The sequence below is a fragment of the Hydrobacter penzbergensis genome (genome assembly GCF_900106985.1).
GTDB classification, from domain to species: domain Bacteria; phylum Bacteroidota; class Bacteroidia; order Chitinophagales; family Chitinophagaceae; genus Sediminibacterium; species Sediminibacterium magnilacihabitans.
In genome coordinates, this window is sequence record NZ_FNNO01000001.1 from 558,811 (window position 1) to 581,068 (window position 22,258).

16 protein-coding genes are annotated in these 22,258 nt (G+C 46.0%); 7 read left to right on the forward strand and 9 right to left on the reverse strand.

Features of this window, described 5'->3' with window-relative positions:
• Positions 1-46 precede the first annotated feature (46 nt).
• Genes BLU98_RS02625 through BLU98_RS02640 form a run of 4 tightly spaced genes read right to left on the reverse strand, consistent with a single transcriptional unit; the run spans position 47 to position 4,392 of the window.
• Positions 47-631, reverse strand: a complete 585-nt coding sequence (locus BLU98_RS02625; RefSeq protein WP_092721679.1) for a LutC/YkgG family protein — start codon at positions 629-631, stop codon at positions 47-49.
• A complete protein-coding gene (locus BLU98_RS02630; RefSeq protein ID WP_092721681.1) occupies positions 624-2,003 on the reverse strand; it encodes a lactate utilization protein B in 1,380 nt (459 codons plus the stop codon). Before BLU98_RS02630 ends, BLU98_RS02625 begins: the two co-directional genes overlap by 8 nt.
• On the reverse strand, positions 2,000-2,734 hold the full coding sequence (locus BLU98_RS02635) for a (Fe-S)-binding protein (RefSeq protein ID WP_092721683.1): 735 nt from the start codon (positions 2,732-2,734) through the stop codon (positions 2,000-2,002). The genes BLU98_RS02630 and BLU98_RS02635 overlap by 4 nt, the downstream gene beginning before the upstream one ends.
• 2 nt (positions 2,735-2,736) lie before the next feature.
• Positions 2,737-4,392, reverse strand: coding sequence for a UxaA family hydrolase (locus BLU98_RS02640; RefSeq protein ID WP_092721685.1), 1,656 nt, complete (start codon positions 4,390-4,392; stop codon positions 2,737-2,739).
• Between the two features lie 237 nt (positions 4,393-4,629).
• Between BLU98_RS02640 and BLU98_RS02645 the strand changes: the two genes are divergently transcribed.
• From BLU98_RS02645 to BLU98_RS02655, 3 genes are all read left to right on the forward strand, one after another.
• Positions 4,630-5,496 carry an AraC family transcriptional regulator gene (locus BLU98_RS02645; RefSeq protein WP_026775015.1) on the forward strand — a complete coding sequence of 289 codons (867 nt, stop codon included), beginning with the start codon at positions 4,630-4,632 and terminating at the stop codon, positions 5,494-5,496.
• Positions 5,497-5,612: 116 nt separating this feature from the next.
• A complete protein-coding gene (locus tag BLU98_RS02650) occupies positions 5,613-7,769 on the forward strand; it encodes an alpha-galactosidase (RefSeq protein WP_092721687.1) in 2,157 nt (718 codons plus the stop codon).
• A gap of 41 nt (positions 7,770-7,810) precedes the next feature.
• Complete coding sequence (locus BLU98_RS02655; RefSeq protein ID WP_092721689.1) at positions 7,811-8,626, forward strand: SMP-30/gluconolactonase/LRE family protein; 816 nt, start codon at positions 7,811-7,813, stop codon at positions 8,624-8,626.
• Here the strand turns inward: BLU98_RS02655 and BLU98_RS02660 are convergent.
• Together BLU98_RS02660 and BLU98_RS02665 are read right to left on the reverse strand one after the other, a co-directional pair.
• Entirely contained in the window at positions 8,611-9,612 is a 1,002-nt protein-coding gene (locus BLU98_RS02660; RefSeq protein WP_092721691.1) for a sterol desaturase family protein, read from the reverse strand. The genes BLU98_RS02655 and BLU98_RS02660 overlap by 16 nt on opposite strands.
• Positions 9,613-9,657: 45 nt before the next feature.
• Complete coding sequence (locus tag BLU98_RS02665; protein WP_257574661.1) at positions 9,658-11,709, reverse strand: glucosidase family protein; 2,052 nt, start codon at positions 11,707-11,709, stop codon at positions 9,658-9,660.
• Between the two features lie 182 nt (positions 11,710-11,891).
• Between BLU98_RS02665 and BLU98_RS02670 the strand changes: the two genes are divergently transcribed.
• The gene (locus BLU98_RS02670) at positions 11,892-13,415 is read left to right on the forward strand and encodes a hypothetical protein (RefSeq protein WP_092721693.1); all 1,524 of its coding nucleotides are present in this window, start codon (positions 11,892-11,894) and stop codon (positions 13,413-13,415) included.
• Between the two features lie 37 nt (positions 13,416-13,452).
• On the opposite strand, the gene BLU98_RS02675 is transcribed toward BLU98_RS02670, so the two are convergent.
• Positions 13,453-14,607 carry a glycoside hydrolase family 88/105 protein gene (locus tag BLU98_RS02675; protein WP_092721958.1) on the reverse strand — a complete coding sequence of 385 codons (1,155 nt, stop codon included), beginning with the start codon at positions 14,605-14,607 and terminating at the stop codon, positions 13,453-13,455.
• Positions 14,608-14,840: 233 nt separating this feature from the next.
• On the opposite strand from BLU98_RS02675, the gene BLU98_RS02680 reads away from it, so the two are divergent.
• Positions 14,841-16,106, forward strand: a complete 1,266-nt coding sequence (locus BLU98_RS02680; protein WP_092721695.1) for a PQQ-dependent sugar dehydrogenase — start codon at positions 14,841-14,843, stop codon at positions 16,104-16,106.
• 16 nt (positions 16,107-16,122) lie between these two features.
• Positions 16,123-16,560 (forward strand): c-type cytochrome, encoded by a 438-nt coding sequence (locus tag BLU98_RS02685; RefSeq protein ID WP_092721697.1) that lies wholly within the window; start codon positions 16,123-16,125, stop codon positions 16,558-16,560.
• A 97-nt stretch (positions 16,561-16,657) separates the two neighbouring features.
• Here BLU98_RS02685 and BLU98_RS02690 read toward each other — a convergent pair whose 3' ends face one another.
• On the reverse strand, positions 16,658-18,085 hold the full coding sequence (locus BLU98_RS02690; RefSeq protein ID WP_092721699.1) for an alpha-L-fucosidase: 1,428 nt from the start codon (positions 18,083-18,085) through the stop codon (positions 16,658-16,660).
• Positions 18,086-18,282: 197 nt separating this feature from the next.
• Here BLU98_RS02690 and BLU98_RS02695 point away from each other — a divergent pair, with 197 nt between their 5' ends.
• Complete coding sequence (locus tag BLU98_RS02695; RefSeq protein WP_092721701.1) at positions 18,283-19,101, forward strand: DUF6263 family protein; 819 nt, start codon at positions 18,283-18,285, stop codon at positions 19,099-19,101.
• Positions 19,102-19,226: 125 nt separating this feature from the next.
• Here BLU98_RS02695 and BLU98_RS02700 read toward each other — a convergent pair whose 3' ends face one another.
• On the reverse strand, positions 19,227-22,253 hold the full coding sequence (locus BLU98_RS02700; protein WP_257574662.1) for an alpha-L-fucosidase: 3,027 nt from the start codon (positions 22,251-22,253) through the stop codon (positions 19,227-19,229).
• Positions 22,254-22,258: the final 5 nt, after the last annotated feature.

Consider the following 22,258-nt stretch of genomic DNA (forward strand, 5'->3'; position numbering starts at 1 on the left):
TTGATGTAAGATAAGTAGAAAAAGACAGCTCGCTATTAATCTTTCATCATGAAACGATGAAAACTTTCAGTTCCAACGGGCCGTGGGCTCCCACCACCAGCGATTGTTCTATATCGGCTGTTTTGGAAGGCCCGGCAATAAAGGTTCCGTATCCGTCTTTGTCTACCTTAATGCGCCGGTACGCTTCATGCATATTGTACACGATGTCTTTGGCATTGATCACCAATACCAGCTTCCTGCATATAAACGGAAATAACCGGTTTATCATATCCGATTCACTCACCCAGATAGCGCCGTTTTCTGCCACTCCTACCTGTCCTTTGATGAAAGCAGTGTCCAGCGCTTCAAGCTCCGATGCATTGGCCCTTTTATATGCATTGATATTATAACCGTTGAGTTCGGCGATGGTGTTCACCAGGCGTGTACCCGCCTGTTGCAAGCTTTCCAGGTATTCGTCCACTTCACTCAACGAGGCCACTTTTACACTCGTTGCCCCGATAAATTCCAGCGCTCCTATGAATACATTCACCAGGTTGCCCTTCCTTTCAAAAAGCGGTATTTCGGGCAGTTCTACAGGCGCCGGCTTATTCGCGTTGATAGCTGCTAATATGTTTTCCCTGCTGTTACTCATGGTTCCTGTTCTTTTTATACCAGTCTTTGAAACTTTCTTTGGGGGCCGATGGCATATCCCGTTGTTTATACCAGGGGTTGAGCCGGTTGTTCACTAAAAAAGGCAGGTATCGCATGAAGAACCTTGCCATCCCGGCGCTCAGCCGGTATACAGCAGGCTTCGACAATACGCCCGTCATTAGTTTCATCGATGTTTTTTTCGCTGCGCCTCCATAACCTTCCGCCATCAATACCTGCCGCCAGCTCCAAAGCTGTTCGTGGATATTGATCTTAACCGGACAAACATTGGTACAGGAACCGCAAAGCGTGGAAGCAAAAGGAAGGTCCGCATTCTTGCGCATGTCCAGGTTGGGCGCCAGTATGGAACCAATAGGACCTGCCACCGAATTGTGATAACTGTGTCCGCCGCTGCGCCGGTACACCGGGCAGGTATTGAAGCAGGCGGCACAGCGAATACATTTCAAAGAGTTCCTGAAAGCTTCCCTGCCCAACTGTTCTGTTCTTCCGTTATTGACCAATACGATGTGCATTTCCTGTCCTGCTTTCGGGCGATGGAAATGACTCGAATAAGTAGTGATGGGTTGTCCTGTAGCGCTTCTCGCCAGCAGCCTTAAGAAAACAGAAAGGTCTTGTGCACGGGGTATGATCTTTTCAAAACCCATGCAGGCGATATGCACTTTGTTGGCATGCACACCCAGGTCGGCATTGCCTTCATTGGTGCAAACCACAATACCACCTGTTTCGGCTACTGCAAAATTTACTCCGGTGATGGCTGCATCTGCAGTAATGAATTTTTTACGCAGCACTTGTCTTGCTGCGCGGGTAAGATATACCGGATCTTGGTTGTTTTTTTCTGTATGAAGGTGTTTGTGGAAAGTATTGCTGACGTCTTCTTTTTTCAGGTGAATGGCCGGCAACACGATATGACTCGGCGGCTCATTCCGCAGTTGTACAATGTATTCACCCAGGTCCGTATCAACCACCGCTATTTTTCTTTCGGCGAGATAATGATTGAGTCCGCACTCTTCCGTAAGCATCGATTTGCTTTTCACCACATTCACCGCATTGTGATGCAGCAAAATCTCGTACACGATCTGGTTATGTTCCGCCGCGTTATTCGCCCAATGTACTTTGATGCCATTCTTTTTGGCATTGGCCTCAAATTGCAACAGGTATTCGTCGAGGTTCGATAATGTATGCTCTTTGATCTGTGAACCCAGGTTGCGCAATGCTTCCCATTCGGGAATTTGATGCGCCGCTTTGTCTCTTTTAGCCCTTACGAACCAAAGTGTTTCGTCGTGCCATTGGGCGCGTTGGCCGTTTTTGAGGAAAGCAGCGGCAGCTTTGTTGTGCTGAGTGGCAGGTTGACTCATTGCGCGTTTAAAATTTCAGCGAGGTGAATGACCTTGATATCGATCTTTTGCCTTTTCAATAATCCCTCCAGGTGCATCAGACAACTCATATCGCCGCCTGTGATATAATGCACGCCGTTTGCCAGGTGCTCTTTGATGCGGGTATTACCCATGCTTACCGACACGGCTTCTTCCGTTACACAAAAAGTACCGCCAAAACCACAGCACTCATCAGCACGTGAAGTGCGAAATAATTCCAGGCCATCCACTGTGCTCAACAGGGCTTCTGCTTTGGAGAAAGGCTTCTCTACTTTTTCACTCATGGAAGAAAGATGCAACATGCGTTGTCCGTGGCAACTTACATGGAGACCTACTTTGTGCGGAAAAGAAGCTTTCACTCCTTCCAGCTTCAACACATCGGTGATGAATTCCGTCAGTTCGTATATACGCTCGCGGATAGTAGCGGCCGCATTGGGTTCTTCCGCTGAATGCAAATGCTCTTTTATATGGAGCGCACAACTTCCCGAGGGGCAAACAATGTATTCGTAACCGGAAAAATTGGCTATAAAATTTTTATCACATCCGCCTGCCATAGAAGCAAAACCTGAATTGACCATGGGTTGTCCGCAACAGGTTTGTTTCAGCGGATAATGCACTTCGCATCCATGACGTTCCAGCAACTCTAGTGTGGCAACGGCCACCTGCGGATAAAACTGATCTACATAACAGGGTATGAATAATCCTACTTTCATGATTACAGGCTTACACCTCTTTTCCACGGAATAAAATCGTCCTGGCCTAGTAAAACGGCTTTGGGTATCACTTCTCCGCTCGCTGCTTTGATGCAGTATTCCAGTATCTCCTCTCCCATCTGTTCAATTGTTTTTTCGCCGGTGATGATGCCTCCCGTATCGATATCGATAATATCACCCATGCGTTTTGCCAATGTTGAATTGGTTGACAGTTTGATGGTAGGCGCAACAGGATTTCCTGTAGGCGTTCCCAAACCGGTAGTGAACAATATCAATGTAGCGCCTGCCGCCGCCTTACCGGTAGTGGCTTCCACATCATTACCCGGTGTACACACCAGGCTCAGTCCGGCTTTGGTAGCAGGTTCTGTATAATCCAGTACATCCACCACCGGCGACGTGCCACCTTTGCGTGCAGCGCCTGTTGATTTGATCGCATCGGTAATAAGTCCGTCTTTGATATTACCGGGTGATGGGTTCATGTAAAATCCCGATCCTACTTTATTGGCCAATGCATCGTAAGTCTGCATGAGGTGAATGAATTTTTCGGCTGCCTCTTTTGTTACACAACGGTCTATCATTTGCTGTTCGGCTCCACAAAGCTCGGGGAATTCTGCCAACAATACTTTAGCGCCCAAAGCCACCAGCAGGTCGGCACTATAGCCCACCGCCGGGTTAGCGGAGATACCGCTGAAACCATCGCTGCCACCACATTTCACGCCAACCGTCAATTCACTCAGCGGTGCAGGCTCACGCGTTATCTTATTTGCTTCCACCAATCCTTTGAAAGTGGTGCGAATCGCATCAACGATCAACTGCTCTTCACTCTGTGCTTTCTGTTGTTCAAAAACAAATAGCGGTTTATCAAAAGAAGGGTTCCGTTTTTTGAGGTCTTTCAGGAACATCTCTGTCTGCAGGTGCTGGCATCCCAGGCTCAACACAGTAATACCGGCAACATTGGGATGGTCTGCATAAGCAGCCAGCAAAGCGCTGAGTGTTTCTGCATCCTGGCGGGTACCGCCGCATCCGCCGGTATGGTTCAGGAATTTGATGCCATCTATGTTTTTGAAATAACGTTTTTCTTTCGCAGTTGCGGCGGGTGAAAGATCAAGGTGACTGATATCGGCGCCTGCCTGGTAAGCTGCAAGGAGTTCGCGGGTATAGCGTGTGTATTTATCTGAAACAGCATAACCCAATTCATTGTGCAGCGCTTCCCGTATCATATCGAGGTTCCGGTTCTCACAAAAAACAGTGGGGATGAACAACCAGTAATTGGCCGTTCCGAATTTTCCATTGCTTCTTTTGTATCCGAGAAAAGTTCTGTTTGTAAATTTCGATGCATCGGGTGCTTGCCATTGATAATGTGCATCCCGGTATCCATAAGCGCCTGCCGCGTGTTTGGTATTGGCGGTTGTCATCAGTTGTCCTTTTTCTACAGCCGATTGCAGTTTACCTACCAGCACACCATACATGATCACTTCATCACCGGCTTTCATATCGGAAATGAAGAATTTGTGTTTGGCCGGAATATTTTCTTTCAGTGTAATACCATTCTCATGCTCTTCAATGATGGCGCCTGCGGTCAGGTTTCCCAGGGCAACCAACACATTATCGGAAGGATGGATCTTTAAAAAATTGCGGGTCTTAGCGGTTCTATCCATGTATTGTTAGATTATTCAATGCGAAATTGCATCATTTTCAGGGCCCAAATAACGATTGAATGTAACTGCAAGCAGTAAGCCAGGCTTACGTTTTATTCACTTATTCTAACCTCCGGGAACGTTTGCGTAAAAAAACCTGCTTCCTGCGGCCGCTGCCATGCGCCCGCCTCAAAATTAACTTATATTTACTCCAAATCGATTGCTTTGCCTCATTTTCATGTCAAAATAGCTAACTAAATGCGCCCCCAGTTATTGAAGATATCGCAGGGTCCGGGCCATTCATTTAGTGTCCGGCAGGATCTTTACCCCATCAACAACCGTTGGCATTACCACGGTGAAGTAGAGTTGATCCATATTAAAAAAGGAGACGGTACCCAGTTCGTAGGTGATAACATCAGCCGCTTCAAATCGGGCGATGTAGTGATCATTGGCAGCAACCTGCCCCACTACTGGCGTTTCGATGATACGTATTACGAGGAAGACACCAAATCGGGCGCCGATATCAGGGTAGCCCATTTCAATGAGAAATTCTGGGGCGACCAGTTTCTCCAGCTTCCGGAGAACATCAGCATCCGCAGTGCATTGGAAAAAGGGAAACGGGGCGTACGCATCAACGGCAAAGCCAGGCAACGAATTGCCGATATACTGGAAGAGCTCATGAAAGCCGAAGGCCCGAACCGTGTATCCTTGCTGATGGAAGCGCTCACCGTGATTGGTAATTGCCAGAATTATTCTTTCATCTCTTCAATAGGCTTCAAACACGATTTTGTGGAATCGGAAAACGATCGCATCAATGCCATCTATGAATATTCCATCCGGAATTTCAAGAACAAGATCCACCTTGAAGAGATCGCTGCAATGGCCAATATCAGTCCCAACTCTTTCTGCCGCTATTTCAAATCACGTACCCGCAAAACTTTTTCCCAGTTTTTGATCGAGCTGCGGGTGGGTCATGCATGCAAATTGCTGATCGAAAACAATTTCAGCATCAAACAGATCTGTTATGAGAGCGGCTTCAACAATTTTACCAGCTTTCATAAGTATTTCAAAGTGATTACCGGGAAAAGTCCGTTGGCTTATCAGAAAGAGTTTACTGCGAATTAACAACTCAATGTAATTTGTCAATTTGACAATTCGATAATTCGACAAATACCTGATTTTACTATGTAAACTTTTTACTTTCATTGAGTATTGAGCCATCCTCCCTTATAAATTACCTTATGAAAAAATGCATTTGTACCCTATTTTGTACCCTCCTGGTTTTTCTTGTAAACGCGCAGAGCGACCGGCAGATATTGCTGGAAACAAAAAATACTGCGCTGTTACTTTCCATTGGCGCTAACCAGCGCGTTACCCAATCTTATTTTGGTAAAAAACTACAACCGGCAGATTATGCTTTGTTGAAAGGCGGCCGCGAAGTGTACCTCACAGCAGGTATGGAAAATCAGAACGAACCAGCCATACGGGTGGTGCATGCAGATGGCAACCCTTCACTGGAGCTGCAATATGTTGCTCACAAAACGATCAGTTCGGGTGGAGACAGCAGCACTACCGGCATTCTGCTGAGAGACCCGCAATATCCGTTCGAAGTAACTTTATATTATACGCTCTATTACAATGAAGATGTGATCAAGGCATGGACCGAGATCAGAAACAATGAAAAGAAACCGGTACAACTTACCGCTTATGCATCTTCCCTCCTGCATTTCAATGCCAATGCTTATTGGCTCACACAGTTTCATGGCGATTGGGCACGTGAAATGAATATGGTAGAAGAGCCATTGAGCAATGGCATCAAAACACTGGAAAGCAAACTGGGTACACGTAGCAACTTCTACCAAACCCAGGTATTTTTTGTTTCACTGGATAAGCCTTCTACTGAAACAGATGGCGAACTGGTGGCAGGTACACTCAACTGGACCGGGAACTTCAGGTACAGTTTTGAAATTGATCAGCGCAACGGGTTGCGCGTATTGTCGGGCATCAATCCTTTTGCTTCAGAATATGCACTTCAACCGGCAGAAACTTTTACCACGCCTGCATTTCTTTTTACCTGGTCGGGAAATGGAAAAGGATTGGCCAGTCGCAACCTGCATAACTGGGCGCGCAATTACGGCGTGATGGATGGCAATGACAACAGGATGGTATTGTTGAACAACTGGGAAGCTACGGATGTCAGGTTCAATGAAAACCGTTTGGTGGAATTGTTTGGTGAAGCAAAAAAATTAGGCGCCGATCTGTTCCTGCTGGATGATGGATGGTTTGGTAACAAGTATCCACGCAACGATGATAAAAACGGGCTGGGCGATTGGCAGGAAGACAAAGCGAAACTGCCGAGTGGTTTGGGTTACCTGGTGAAAGAAGCAGAGAAACAGGGTGTGAAATTCGGTATCTGGCTCGAACCCGAAATGGTCAATCCGAAAAGTGAACTTTACGAACAGCATCCCGATTGGATATTGAAATTACCCAACAGGCCGGAAAATTATGGCCGCAATCAATTGGTACTCGATCTCACGAATCCCAAAGTGCAGGATTTTGTGTTCTCGATTGTAGACAATATGCTGACCAAAACACCCGGTATCGCTTTCATCAAATGGGATTGTAACCGCAGCATGACCAATGCCTGGTCGCCTTACCTGGGCAGCAGCCGGCAATCGCAGTTATATATTGAATACACACGGAGTTTCTACAAAGTCATGGACCGTATCCGTGCCAAATATCCCACATTACCCATCATGCTATGCTCAGGTGGTGGTGGCAGAACCGATTATGGCGCGTTGAAATATTTTACGGAGTTCTGGCCAAGCGATAATACCGATCCACTCTCTCGCATTTATATACAGTGGGGTTATTCTTATTTCTTTCCCGCCAATACCATGGCTGCGCATATTACCGGCATGGGTAAACAATCGTTGAAATACAAGACCGATGTTGCCATGATGGGCAGGATGGGTTATGATATACGTACCAATAATTTCACGCCGCAGGAATTGCAGTTCAGTGAAGAAGCCGTGAAGACTTACAAACGCATCAGTCCGGTGATCTGGCGTGGCGATCTGTACCGGCTCGTTTCTCCTTATGAAAACAACCGCGCAGTGCTCATGTATGTAAGCAAGGATCAAAACCAGGCGATCTTATTCAACTATCACCTGAACAGTACCCGCAGCGATGTATTCGGGAAAGTGCGGTTACAAGGACTTGATCCGAAGAAAAAATACCGCATCAGAGAGATCAACCTGTTTCCGGGTACTACGTCTGCAATGGCCGATCATGACAAAGTATTTTCGGGTGAATACCTGCTGCAAGCAGGCCTTAACCTGTCTGTAAGAACTACTCCCCTAACCAGTAACGTATATGAATTAACTGCGGAGCCATAAATTTGTATTTTTCATTATATTTAGCTATTCAATAATACTTCATGAAACAATTATTCTTTCTTCTGCTGGCGATGGCAACAGGTACCTGTTTTGCACAACAGCATAAACTTGAAAAGATTTGGGAAACTGATACGGTAGTAGCTGTACCGGAATCTGTATTGCCTGTTGGCGATATTTTGTATGTCTCGCAGATAGATGGAGCCCCCTGGACAGCCGATGGTAAAGGGGGAGTAGCCAAGATTGATAAGGATGGAAAGATCATTGACCTTCACTGGATAACCGGTCTCAATGCCCCTAAGGGATTGGGTATTTATCAAAACCGTTTATATGTAGCAGATATTTCTGATGTAGTGGTTATCAATATCAAAAAAGGAAAAGTAGAAAAGAATATCCGTGTTGCCGATGCCAACGGATTGAATGATATCACCGTAACCGATAAAGGCGTTGTGTTTGTCTCTGATACGAAACAAAGCAAAGTATGGCGCATTGAGAATGATGTACCGGCCTTGTACCTCGATGGCATGAAGAGTGCAAATGGACTCAAAGTTGTCAAAGATGGACTGGTAATAGGCGCCGGCAAGGACTTTCTAAAAGCCGACGCGCAAAAAAAGGTTACAAAAATTGCCGATGTTCCCCAACCCATCGATGGTATTGAGCCGGTAGGCAATGGCGATTTTATTGTAACCGCATGGAGCGGATGGGTATTTTATGTATATGCCAATGGCACCGTTGAGACTTTATTGGAAACACACGAACAAAAAAAGAATACGGCCGATATTGGCTATGATCCGGTTAAGCGGATCGTATATATTCCTTCCTTCAATGGCAAAACAGTAGCGGCTTACAAGCTGTTATGATTTTGCTGCTCATGCATATAGGCATCCCTGGTTACCCTGGCTGTTTTATGCGCACCGGTATGGCTCCATCCCGGCGGCATGATGATGTATAGTAATTTATTTTTTATGCCCGGGGCTTTTACTACATCTTTCCACAAACAAATGATCTCGCCAAAATAAGCATCCCATAAACTGTTCGGGTTCATCTCGCGGGTAATGCCGTATTCTATTTTAACATCACGCTGCTCTTGCTGGTAAGTCTTGAATACTTTATCCCAAATATTCAGCAGGTTGCAAAAATTGGTATCCATATATAATGGATTGCGTGCATGGTGTACACGATGATGCGAAGGGGTTAACAATATTTTGTTGAATATACCCAGCCTGGCGTCTTTCATTATATTCTCCCCGATATGAATAAATGAGCCCCAGAAACCATCTATAAACATGATCAGGAACAGCATGGGCGGATTCACACCCATAATAATACAGATGGAAGTGCGTATCACATCTGCATAGGGCGCTTCCAAAAAGAAATGTGCGAAGTTCACGAAAAGGTTCATCTGCTGCGGCGCATGATGGGTAGAATGCAGGCACCACAACAGTCTTACCTTATGCGCCAGGAAATGATAAACAAAGTGGGCAAACTCCCATACAATATAACCATACAGCAACCAGTACCAGGTAAACGATGTTTTTACGATTGCCCATTTTCCAAAAAGGCCGATACAAAAACTGACAGCTGCTATTGAAATAAAACGGGATAAAAACCGGTTCAGTACAAATACCAGGAACGGAACTTTATAGTCTTCTATCCGGAATCGTTTATACACAACTGCCCTGATTATTTCTATGATCAGTAAGAGTGGAATAAGCGGGTAGATGAAATTGGCAATCCCGTCGAATGTTGAGAGCGTGGAGTAATCGCCCTTTTTAACCAGTTCTATAATACCTCCCAGGCCCAGGAAGCCAATAATTTCCTGGTAAAGGATTTCAAATACTTTCATACGGCAATCGTTGTATTAATGAATCGTAAGTTACATCCTTATTGTTTACAATTTTACCTCTTGTGTAGCCCCATCCTTTATTGTGTATTGTTTAACTGCATTTCCTTGTTTTACCATAATCGCTAAGCGCTCGCCGGACAACCTTGTAATCTCCAGGTCAAATACATGCCCGAACGCATGAACATTGCGCAAAGCCATACGATCCCATCCTGCCGGTATACGGGGGCGTATGTCAAAGCTGTTGAATCCTGTTGGACGCATGCCAAACATTCCTTCTGTATAAATGCGGCAATACAAACCGCTTTCGGCAGCAAGGTGTCGCTGGTTCCCTTCGGGGTATGCTTCTACCGCGTAAGGCACGTGTTCGCCCAATAGTCTCCTGCGTGAAAAATATTCCAGGAAAGGGAAAGCTTTCCCGGTGGCACCTGCTGCAAATGCGCCGCGCAGTCCGTATAAAGTAGAGCGGTCCCAGAAAGTTTTATCACCTGCCAGTGTAGCCAATCCATCTGCAGTCCATAATCGCGGTGAGAAGAGCGCTTCAATGGTACCTTCTTTCCTGTCGAAAATATCCATTACCAGCGGCGTGGTGATCCAGGCACGCAGGGTATCGTTGCCTTCGTAATAACGATAGGTCTTATATCCTTCCACCGTTGCACCGAAATACAATTCAATATTCGAACGCAAAGCTGTTGCCTGTGATTCGTATATTTTGAGTTGCGCAAGCGGTATATGCAGTTCCCTGCCCAACATAACGGCCGACCGCAATGCATCGTAATACAAAGAGCTGGTGTTGAGGTTGGCTTTGCCGGCGGGGAAACGCCCTTCCAATTCATCACTGTTGCTTTTCACTACTCCTTGATCATTCAATTGACGTTTCAGGTATTCGAGGCACCATTCTATCAAAGGCCATAACACCCTGGCGCTATCGGCATTTCCATTGGCCAGTGCATAACGGCCAGCGCCATAAGCAATCATCGCCATATCTCCCCTGTCTTTCGCTCCATGCCATGTGGCATCTCCTTCCGCAATGATGGAACTGGGAATGGGTTGATATTCCGGATTGATGTAACGGGCGAACAAACGGAAAGCATTCATAGCAGAACGGTTGCCAATATCATCTCCAAGGAAAGCAAAAAAAGGGTTGACGTATTCAGCCTGGTCATTGGCCCAGATGGCTGCATAATAACGCAATCCGCCGGGACCGTGCATATACCCTCCCTTTGTATTATAAATACTTTCGGTAGCCCTGATCTTGGCAAAAGCGAAAGCTGTATTCAACAAACGATCGGGTGTTTCCAGTACCAGTTCCGATATGATCTGGTTTACCCTGTTTCTCCGCATCTGTTCTTCCTGGTCAACATTGATGGCCAGCGGTTGTGCCGATCCTTTTGTGGCTTCATAACTAATGGCAAATACCACACTATCGCCCGGCTGCACTGTTTTCAATCCATCGCCAATGGTAGATACGATGAAATGATGCGGTCCGCCCGTGGTCCTTTCTGCAGCAGGCCTGCTTTCCCTGTGCAGGTATTCCATTTCAATTTTGGCTGCTTGTTTACCTTCATTGATGAATACCATTTTTTCAATGGCCATTGGTTTATCTACCGAAGGAAAATAGATCCTTTTCAGCCGGATACCGTCTTTGCCCACCATGCTTTCTATTTCCATGATACCCTTGTGTGTGATGCGTATTACTTTTTCCGGCAAATCGGGCACAACAGCAGCATTGTATACACCCGATCTAAGCATGCGGTTATTGATGTAGATACGCGGCAGGTCATTGTCTTCCACATTGTACATCATGTGGGCAATGGTTTGCACAGGCAACAAACGGCTCGATGGAAATACCAGGGTACGCGAAAGAACCGGCCGGTAATTACTGTCCACACCATACCGCATCCAGAGCGCTACTTTTTCTCCGCCCATCTCGATGTGATCATTGTGCGGCAATCGTCCATCCACCACCCATTCAATGCCGCCCTCAGGTGTGATCTTCCACCGGTCTTGCTGTTGTGTCAGGGGCATCATCTGTGCCCTGGCGAAAAAGGAGCCGCACATCAATGCAGCTGCCAGTAGTGTTCTGTTGAATCGCATCATCTTTATTTATTTGATTGAGCCTTCTCACAAATATAACGGGTTCTTCATACCAGTCAGGCGAAAGCTATTGCGTTAGCCATCTATTCAGCAATTCTGGCATGGCCTTCTGCAATCGTCTTTTCCTGTTTATCTTAGAACCATCTAAATTCCTTGCTGTCACCATTACTTATCAAAATCATTTTATGATCTTCAGACAGCTTGCCCGGGCAGCCTGCATTTGTTGCAGCATCCTATCCACTTCTTTTATTACCCTTGATACAGGTAGCCATTCATCATCAAAATTTGTCAAACTCAATGCAGACGGCAGTCTTGTGTACATGCCGGATGAAAAAGGAAATACCATTCCCGATTTCAGTCGTGTTGGTTTTTATGGCGGCGACCGGTCTATTCCTGATATACCAATAGTAAAAACCATCAGCGCTACCGGTGCCGATGATCAGCAGTTGATCCAGCAGGCCATTGATGAAGTAAGCAACCGGCCGCTTGATGCTACTGGTTTTCGTGGCGCTATTTTATTGAAGCGGGGATTGTATAAGATTGCCACTTCCCTCCGACTGGAAGCAAGCGGCGTAATACTAAGAGGCGAAGGCAACACAGAAAACGGCACCAGGATACAACTTACAGCAGCCACACAAATGCCTTTGTTGCGTGTTACCGGATCAGGCACACCGCGTGAGATACCCGGCACCAGAACACAGGTTACAGACAATTATGTTCCGGCCGGCACTCATTCGTTGACTGTTTCAGATGCTACGCGTTACAAGGCCGGTGACAAGGTCATGGTGTTTCGTCCCGCAACCAAGCAATGGATACAAGACCTCAAAATGGACCAGATCGAAGGAAGAGATGGCACGAAGCAATGGCAACCGGATGAATATAATTTGTCGTTCGAAAGGGTGATCACAAAGATCGAAGGCAATAAGGTATTTATAGATAACCCCATCGTTATGCCAATGGAACCAAAATATGGTACTCCCATCATCTTCAAATATGAATTTCCCAAACGCATCAACCATGTGGGTATTGAACAACTGTTTTTTCAAAGCGATTATAGCAGCGATACCGCCGAAAACCATGGATGGCAGGCCATCTTATGCGACAGGATCGAGAACAGCTGGATAAGAAATGTTAGTTCCAGGTATTTTGGTTATGCTTGTGTTGAGCTCGGCAGCCTTGCCAAACATATTTCCGTATTGAACTCGAACTGCTTAGATGCCAAATCTGTTATCACAGGAGGCCGCCGGTATTCTTTTTGCAACAATGGTCAGTTGAACCTGTTCATGAACTGCCACACCACCGAAGGCCGGCATGATTTTGTAACAGGTGCGCGCGTTTGCGGTCCCAATGTGTTTTACAACTGCACGGCGCAGCAAACACATGCCGATATTGGTCCGCACCACCGTTGGGCCAGCGGTACTTTATACGACAATATTGTTACTGATGGAGAGATCAATGTGCAGGACAGGGGCAATTATGGCAGCGGGCATGGCTGGGCCGGTGTTACTCAAATCGTATGGAACTGTACTGCTAAAAATGCGGCCGTACAAAGCCCGTGGGTATCCGGAAAAAATTATTGTATCGGATTGAAAGGAAAAAAATCAACAGGGCGGTTTAAAGACAGGCCCGATGGAGAATGGGAATTGATGAACCAGACTGCTGAACCTGCCTCATTGTATATGGCACAACTCAAAGCAAGGCAACGCTAAAAAAGCGCCCATCATTTTAAAGAGGTGGGCGTTTTTTTTATTTTCTAAGCAATGCCGTAGCGCACCACAGTATCGGTGCCTGTCCGTGTAAATCACCTGTGTTCTTCTTACGATCTAGGTAGTATTGCCGGCTGTTCTTTTTATTGGTGCCTTCGCATACATCGGTGATATCATTATCTGCATTGATGTATTTGATCAACGCGAGCCATCCTTTGCGTGCCGCGGGGCCATAAATGGTTTTATCGAGCCAGCCTTCTTTCACACCCGTAATGAATGCAAAAGTGAACATGCCCGTACAGGATGTTTCCGGCCATGATTCGGCATCATCGATCAGTTGCCGCCACATACCATCACTTGCCTGGTATTGTAGCAGAGAAGCCATCATTGCTTGATAGCCTTGCATGATGCGGGTCCTGTTGGGATTATTTTTAGGCAATGAGCGCAGCACTTCACTCATACCAACAGCCATCCAGCCATTGCCCCTGCCCCAGAAAAAAGGCACGTCGGGCGCATGATAAAACAGGCCATTGGGTCTTTGTAACGAATCGAGATAAAAAACCATTTCTGTTGCCGCATGTTCGATATAGCTTTTATCGCCTGTGGCCCTGTACGCCTGCGCCTGCAATGCAGTGATCATGAACATATCATCGATCCACAAACGTGTTTGCCAGCTAAGGCCCTTTGCATAAAAACGGCGCGCTTCTGCATTCACCCTGGGGCCTTCCGGTGTACCCCATTGTTTATCTGCAATCTGCTTGCCCAGGTTGAGGTACTTCTGTTCTTTTGTTTGCATGTACAGTTCCAACGGAACAGCGCCAAAGACTGAATAATCTACATGATCCGGTTTAGGGATCAGTGTATCGCTGCTGCCGAAAAGCGGCTCAAACCGTTCAGCAAGCTGCTGCAATAAATGGGTGTCTTTAGTTTCTTTTGCAAAAGTCAATGCACCATACCAGGTGCAGGTCTCCGGGTAAGTGATGTACCTCGGGGGAGTGGATCTTCCAAAATTGGTATGCGGTGTTACAACAAAATGAGCGGCTATCTTTTGTCCTATTGCTGCCGGACCTTCTCCTTCAGGAAAATTTTTCAGATCGGCGCTCTCTTTTTTTTGCGCTGCCGCCTGATCGAAGCCATAGGCAACCTGTACAGTTGCAAAAGCGATCATGAGGTACCTGTTCAATTTTGATTTCATAAACAGATGGGTTTTATGTTGATGATTGATCCGCTGATCATCTGCAATAGAATAAGAAATCATGAGCATTCCGGTGACAGGATTGTCAAAATATTCAACAATTCTGGCATAACCATTGAACAAAAAAGTAATACTTCATTCACAATCTTAGCATAAATTAGTGCCTCGATAAATCGATTTTGCCTGCTATTGCAGTCAAACGAACTGACCTATTGCAAACAAAAAAAATACCGATGAAAAAAGTTTTTTCTTTTCTTTCCATTGGCTTCCTTTTTGCCGTACCCTGCCTGGCCAATCCTTATGCCGACACCATCAACGCGGGGCTTAGTCTCCCTAAAGGCTTCGAAGCGTCCAAAGTATCTGATGGCATTGGCCGTATCCGCCATTTACTGGTTACGCCTGAAGGGGTGATCTATGCCAGAACAAGCAGGTTATATAAAGGTAATGGCATTTTAAAAATGACCGCCCAGAACGGAGACGGTAAGATAGACAAGGTTGAAGGGTTCAGCAATTATACCGGCACAGGCATTGCCTTAAAAGACGGCTACCTCTATGCATCCAGTGATGACGAAGTTTTCCGTTACAAATTGAATGCAAAAAATGAAGTGATCGATGCGGAGCATCCCGAAAAGATCATTACCGGTCTCTGGAATAAAAGACAACACGAATCCAAATCTATTGCCCTCGACAACAACGGTAATATTTATGTGAATATTGGCGCCCCTTCCAATTCCTGCCAGGAAGTAGACCGTGGCAACGGATCAAAAGGCAGGATGCCCTGTCCCATACTGGATAGCGCGGGAGGTATCTGGATGTTCAAAGCCGACAAGTTGAATCAAAGCTATGCACAGGGCGTTCGCTATGCAACAGGATTAAGAAATGTAGTGGGCCTCGATTGGAATACACAAAGCAATTCATTGTTTGTGATGCAACATGGCCGCGATAATTTATTGCAGGATTGGCCTCAGTATTTTGATGCTGAACAAAGCGCCGAACTGCCTTCCGAGTGTATGTATGAATTGAAAAAAGGCGACAATGCAGGTTGGCCTTATATTTATTACAACCAGATCCTGCACAAGAAAATGCTGGCGCCCGAATACGGTGGCGATGGTAAAACAGAAAGCCCCAGGGCAAAAGATTTTATCGAGCCTGTAGTAGCGTTCCCTGGTCACCTTGCACCAAACGGATTATTGTTTTATACAGGTAATATGTTCCCCGAAAAATACAGGAACGGCGCTTTCATTGCTTTCCACGGCAGTTGGAATCGTGCTCCCATGCCACAGGAAGGTTATTATGTGGTTTTCGTGCCCTTCAAGAATGGTAAGCCTTCCGGCAAATGGGAAGTTTTTGCCAATGGCTTTTCGGGTGTGAAAGTAGTGAACGCTACCCGGCAGGCAGAACACCGCCCCTGCGGTCTTGCCCAGGGGCCCGATGGTTCGCTTTATGTAAGCGACGATAACAAAGGCACTATTTATCGCATCACTTATTCAGGAAAATAATTTACACTTCACAACCATGAAGAAGAAACTGATCACAGCAATGGCTTTGTTTTCTTTCGGCATTATGCTTTGGGCACAGACCAATAACCTTTCCGTTTCTGTTGCAAGGGGCGAAGCCGTTTATAAAAAAGAATGTTTGAGTTGTCACCAGGTAGATGGCGGCGGTGTTCCACACATGAACCCACCGCTGGCACAAAGCTCCAATGTGCTGAAGGACAAGCAAAAGATCATTACTGTTGTACTGAAGGGCATGTCGGACCGTATTCCGCTCGATGATGAATATTATTCCAATGTCATGGCATCGCACAGCTATCTCACTGACCAGCAGATAGCAGATGTACTCACGTATGTTCGCAATAGCTTTGGCAATAAAGCAACCGCCGTTACTGCTGCCGAAGTGAAAGCTATACGAGGGCCTGTTAAAAAAACAACTTCACAAGTAAAGAAAAGCTAGTGAGAAGATGTTAGTTGTTAGTTGCTAGTTGTAAGGCCAAAATGCTAACAACTAACATCTAACAACTATTAATCATTGAGCCATTAACCAGATTATCTTAATCCAACGCACCCGTTTTCATCTTACCGTTAGCGGCGGACTGCTGGCTTTCTACTTTTCCCTTCAATATTACTTTGATCACAGAAGCGTTTGCATCAGGCGAATTGAACGGCACTGCAATATTCAATCCATCCGTTGTAGTAGTTGTTTTCAAAGCAGCACCACCGGCAAGCAATTTGGCCGATACAACTGTATTCTTAATGCCGGGCACTAAGAGCTGCCCATCGGTGGGCCAATTGAAAACAGAAAAATAAAGAATGGTCTGGCCGTCATTTTCTTTCATGGTACAGCGGCCCCAATTCAGCGGTGCAAGCGGATTTGCTTTGGTTGCATAAATGGCTTCTCCGTTCACTTTCATCCACTGGCCGATTTCTTTCAGGCGCTCTATGCTGGCATCGGGGAATGTTCCATCTGGTTTGGGTCCTATGTTGAGCAGGTAGTTTCCTCCTTTGGAAGCAATATCTGCCAGGTTACGGATCAGTGTTTCGGTAGATTTCCATTTGGTATCGGAAGTTCTGAAACCCCAGGTACCATTCATGGTCATGCAGGTTTCCCAGTCTTTACCATCGAGTTCGCTGAGGCCGGGTATTTTTTGTTCCGGTGTTTTGGTGTCTCCGGGAAAATTGGGTCGCTTCAACCGGTCGTTCGTGATGATCCGAGGCTGCAGTTTCAAGAGCTCCTGTAATTTCAATGCGGCATCATCTGTCATGTTGGTGGGCGTATCCCACCACAATACAGCCACATCGCCATAATTGCTCAACAGTTCTTTCACCTGCGGTACGGCAACACGGTCAATGTATTGCGCAAAGGTGGATGTTTCCTGTGCTGCATCCCAATGGCCATTGTGCGCAGCGGTAAAAGCATCGATCTTCGCACTATCGGGATTAGCCCAGCCCTCCGACATCAATTTACGGGCAGCGGCGCCACCGGGGTTATTCCAATCCTGCGCCTGCGAGTAATAAAAGCCCAGCTTCATACCCTGTTTTTTACAAGCTGCCGCCAGTGCTTTTAAAATGTCTTTACCATAAGGTGTTGCATCGACAATATTCCACGGACTCGCTTTTGATCCGAACATGGCAAACCCATCGTGGTGCTTGGCTGTGATAACGATGTATTTCATACCCGCCTCTTTTGCCATCCTTACCCAGTCATCTGCATTGAATTTTACAGGATTGAATTGTTTGGCGTATTGCTGATATTCAGCAACGGGTATTTTAGAACGGTTCATGATCCATTCGGCACCGCCCCGCTGCTGCTCGTGCCCATTATATACTCCCGCAAGCTGGGCATATACACCCCAGTGTATGAACATACCGAAACGGGCTTCACGCCACCATTTCATGCGTTCGTCTTTCGGAAGTTGCTGACTGAAAATCAATTGTGAAGTAAAGAGACAAGCTACAATAAAAAAAACAGTTTTTTTCATGAGTTTAGCAATGATGATGAATGATGGGTACCGGCCGGGTTCAGATGCGTGAAATAAGCAAGAAGCCTCCAGCCTGCAATGCAGGGGATTAACTATCTATTCAGTGATTTTGGCGCGTAATAATTAATTATTAGGTCATGTTATCATATTCGATTACTTTTAATATCTATTGATTCATTCTTAACTAAACCTCATCTATGAAAATCTTATCCGCCCCGCTGCTGGTTGCAGCGATCTTGTCCGGCTCCATGACTTTTGCACAATCCAAAGTGCCTGTAAAGACCGGCGAGAAAATCCACAGCACCATCAATACAGTCAATAATATCACACAGAACATGATGGGACAGGAAATGAAAATTGTTTCCAATGTTACCATGACCGTTCAAACGGAAGTGAAAGAGATCAATCCTGATATTCATTTGTCATCTGTTGTTACAAAACTTTTATTGAAGAACGAAGCGATGGGACAGTCCATGGATTTTGATTCTGATAAAAAAGAAGATATGGATGGACAGATTGGCCAGGCGGTGAAAGGTTTCATTGGCACTGCCAACGATATCTTTATTTCAACCGATGGCAAGCCGGTTGAGAAGAAAAAAGACGACGGTGCTGCCTCTGCCGAAGCAGTATTGGGTGGCGACATCAACGATATTGCTCCTGAGTTGTTATTGGCAATACCTGCTTCTCTGAAAGCGGGTGATAGCTGGACCGAAGAACACAACAAGGACGCCGATAACAAAAGAAAAATTGTTTACACCATCCAGTCAATCAATGGTAATGAAGCTGTTATTGCATTTACCGGTGAAGAATCAACAAAGAAACCCAAATCTATCCAGGGCATGACAGCTACCATCAGCGGCACCAACAATTACAAAGGCACACTGACCATTGATACCACCTCTGGTGTGATCAAAGAAAAAAAGACCAACATAGAAGGTAAGGGTGAAACAGCTATTATGAGCCAGACTATTCCTTTTTCTATTTCAGCAATAGTGAGTACCAGCGCCCGTCAATAATTAAAAGAGCAATCATTAAATAAAAAAGGAGTCAGGAATATCTCTGGCTCCTTTGGTACTACTAAAATACCATTTATTGATCAGATCATCATTGAGGCATGGGTGTTTTCTTCATAAACAATAGCTTATTTAGCAAGTTGTAAAACAGGTTTACCTTCCTGCAAGTTCTTACCGCGCAGTAATGCTTCCAGGTAATAATAATCTGCATAGTTCAAAGGAACATCTACTTCACTGTTAGCCGGTTTGGCGCCGGTGCTGTGCAACAGAATGAAGCCTTTGTTTTCATTCGCGGGTGAAGTGTACTGGCTGCCTGCGAGGCTCTCCAGTATCTGATCTGCCGTTGCACGATATATCTTCGCATTCGTTTTGGTATAGGCGCTGAGTTCATACAATGCAGACGCTATCACTGCGGCGGCAGAAGCGTCTCTTGGTTCATTGGGAATACCCGGCGCATTGAAATCCCAGTAAGGCACTTTGTCTTGGGGAAGGTTGGGATGGTGTAAAATGAAAGCAGCGATATGCTCTGCATGATCGAGGTAGGCTTTGTTCTTAGTTTCACGATAGCACATCGTGTAACCGTACAATCCCCATGCCTGTCCGCGTGCCCAGGCCGATTCATTGGCATATCCCTGGTGCGTGGTTTTCTTTACCACTTTGCCGGTGAGCGTGTCATAATCTACTACATGATATGAGCTGTAATCGGGTCTGAAATGATTTTTCATAGTGGTATTTGCATGTGCTACGGCAATACGATAGAGTGAAGTATCGCCTGATAGCTTAGCGCCTTCGAACAATAATTCCAGGTTCATCATGTTATCGATGATCACCGGGAAGCCCCATTTATCGCGGCTGTGATCCCAGGAACGAAGCGTGCCAGTTGTTGCATTGAATCTTCTGGCCAGCGTGCGGGCCGCCTGTACGATCACTTCTTTATAGTGCGCATCTTTGGTGATCCTGTAACCTGTACCAAAACTGCAATACACTTTAAAGCCCATATCGTGCGTAGTGCCATTGGTCTTTTCTTTCTCTATGTTAGCAGTAAATTGTTTGGCAGCCTGCAACCATTCCCGTTTTCCTGTGTACGCATCCAGGAACCAAAGTACACCGGGAAAGAACCCGCTGGTCCAGTCGCGCGATGCTACCAGTTTCAGGTTACCATGTTCCAGTGTTCGCGGGGAAACCAGGTCGGGCTTGCCTGCATTGGCTTTGGCTATTTCCTGTATCATGAGCCTGCTTTGCGCTTCAGCGTTTGTAAATATTGCAGCCAGGTTTTGTGGTACCAACTGCACTTCCAGTAATCGCATCAGTTCACTTTTACCCAATGCAAGCGGCGCAATGGTAAGCTGGTGATATCCCGCAATCAAATCAGCAGTACCCAATTCTATTGTTTGTATCACATTCCCTTTTTCGGTAGCCTGTACTTTGCCCTCATATTTGTTTTGATCCAATTGCAATTGATAAGCACCTGCTGTTTCCGGTGTGGCTACATATTTCACTACTATTTTAAAACGCGCAGACTCTCCAAGATTGAAATGCCAGGCAATCTGTTGATTGGCCGACTTCCATCCATCTACATAATAACCGCTCGCCTTACCATCTCCAAAACCAAATCCTTTTCCTTTCAATATAGCATCAAAGGCCAGCAGCCTGGTAGCTGTATTGCTCGCTACAAAGCGAACCGAATCTGTCTTTGGCTTCTCTTTCAATGCAAGTACGATCACTGTATTGCTGGTATCAGGCGCCTGGGGTGGCACCATGATACTGGTCATTCGATTACCTGTAATTATTCTGAGCGGTTGTTTAGCCGGATCGGTAAGCAGATAGGCTTTGTCAATTTTGTTCAGTAAACCTCCGAGCTGCAACCTGCCATCGGATGGCCAGTTGAATACGTGCAGGTACACAAGGTTGTTTTTTTGTGTTGTAACACCCCAGCTTTGCAAAGGCAAAGAAGATGGTCCCACATCGTATATGCTTGCTTTATTTTTAGCTACCCATTCGCCAATACCTTTTAATATTGTTACATCTTTCACATCCATTTCACCATCTCCCCTTGGTCCTATATTCATGAGCAGGTTACCCCCTCTCGATACCGCTTTGGCCAGCAACTGGATGAAGAAAGCAGCGGGCTTGTGACTATCGTCGTATTTGGAATAACCATAGCTTTCATTGGTAGTTGGGATGGCTTCCCAATCGCCTGTTACGGGATAGAATTCAGCGGGTCTGTCTGCCGTATTCTTATAGTCACCAAAATTCATATCACCTGATCTTGCCAGTCGCCCATTGACCACTACGTTAGGATCTGTTTCCCGGATGGCTTCCAGTATGCGTATGTTCTCCGACAATGGCAGTTTATGCGGCGTATCGAACCAAAGTATATCGGGATGATAATTGCGCAACAATTCTTTGATCTGAGGAATGGCTTTTTCATTCACATATTTCACCGCTTTAGGCAATAGTTCAGGATGCACATCGAACCAGTTTGTTCCGCCGTATAAGTTCAGGTCGCCTCCGGGGTTCTTGTATTCCCAGTCGTTGCCCGGTGCATCGGGATGTTCCCAGTCGAACGCATGTGAATAATAAAATCCAAACTTCACTCCATATTTCTTACAGGCGGCTGACAACTCTTTCATGGGGTCGCGCTTGAAAGGCGTTTGTTGCATGATGTTGAAGTCAGATACTTTACTGTCGTACATCGCAAAACCGTCGTGGTGTTTGGAAGTAATGATGAGGTAATTCATGCCCGCTTCCCTGGCATTGCGTACCCATGTATCGGCATTGAACAGAACGGGATTGAAATGATGTGCCAGCTCGAGGTATTCAGCGCGGCTGATCTTTTCTTTGCGCATGAGGTGTTCGGCATACCCGCTTACTTTTTGTCCCTTCCATTCACCACCAGCTTGCGAATACACACCCCAGTGTATGAACATACCGAATTTCGCTTTGTGCCACCAGTCGATCCGCTGGTCGTGGGTCTTCATCGATTGCGCCCACCATCCTTTGACTGCTTTGTCTATCGCCTGTTGATCGCGTGCTTTGGCGTTGTTGAACATGTCTTTGTCTTCATCGCCTTTGTTGTTTTGTGCAAATACTATGTTAACAGCCAACAAAGCGGTCGCAAGCAGCGCAGATTGAATGTATATCGTTGTTTTCATGTGTT

Coding starts and splice junctions, on each gene's coding strand:
- BLU98_RS02655 (WP_092721689.1), top strand. CDS start 7,811: ATGAAACAATTATTCTTTCTTCTGCTGGCGATGGCAACAGGTACCTGT.
- BLU98_RS02625 (WP_092721679.1), bottom strand. CDS start 631: ATGAGTAACAGCAGGGAAAACATATTAGCAGCTATCAACGCGAATAAG.
- BLU98_RS02665 (WP_257574661.1), bottom strand. CDS start 11,709: ATGATGCGATTCAACAGAACACTACTGGCAGCTGCATTGATGTGCGGC.
- BLU98_RS02685 (WP_092721697.1), top strand. CDS start 16,123: ATGAAGAAGAAACTGATCACAGCAATGGCTTTGTTTTCTTTCGGCATT.
- BLU98_RS02645 (WP_026775015.1), top strand. CDS start 4,630: ATGCGCCCCCAGTTATTGAAGATATCGCAGGGTCCGGGCCATTCATTT.
- BLU98_RS02635 (WP_092721683.1), bottom strand. CDS start 2,734: ATGAAAGTAGGATTATTCATACCCTGTTATGTAGATCAGTTTTATCCG.
- BLU98_RS02660 (WP_092721691.1), bottom strand. CDS start 9,612: ATGAAAGTATTTGAAATCCTTTACCAGGAAATTATTGGCTTCCTGGGC.
- BLU98_RS02675 (WP_092721958.1), bottom strand. CDS start 14,607: ATGAAATCAAAATTGAACAGGTACCTCATGATCGCTTTTGCAACTGTA.
- BLU98_RS02700 (WP_257574662.1), bottom strand. CDS start 22,253: ATGAAAACAACGATATACATTCAATCTGCGCTGCTTGCGACCGCTTTG.
- BLU98_RS02650 (WP_092721687.1), top strand. CDS start 5,613: ATGAAAAAATGCATTTGTACCCTATTTTGTACCCTCCTGGTTTTTCTT.
- BLU98_RS02680 (WP_092721695.1), top strand. CDS start 14,841: ATGAAAAAAGTTTTTTCTTTTCTTTCCATTGGCTTCCTTTTTGCCGTA.
- BLU98_RS02640 (WP_092721685.1), bottom strand. CDS start 4,392: ATGGATAGAACCGCTAAGACCCGCAATTTTTTAAAGATCCATCCTTCC.
- BLU98_RS02670 (WP_092721693.1), top strand. CDS start 11,892: ATGATCTTCAGACAGCTTGCCCGGGCAGCCTGCATTTGTTGCAGCATC.
- BLU98_RS02690 (WP_092721699.1), bottom strand. CDS start 18,085: ATGAAAAAAACTGTTTTTTTTATTGTAGCTTGTCTCTTTACTTCACAA.
- BLU98_RS02630 (WP_092721681.1), bottom strand. CDS start 2,003: ATGAGTCAACCTGCCACTCAGCACAACAAAGCTGCCGCTGCTTTCCTC.
- BLU98_RS02695 (WP_092721701.1), top strand. CDS start 18,283: ATGAAAATCTTATCCGCCCCGCTGCTGGTTGCAGCGATCTTGTCCGGC.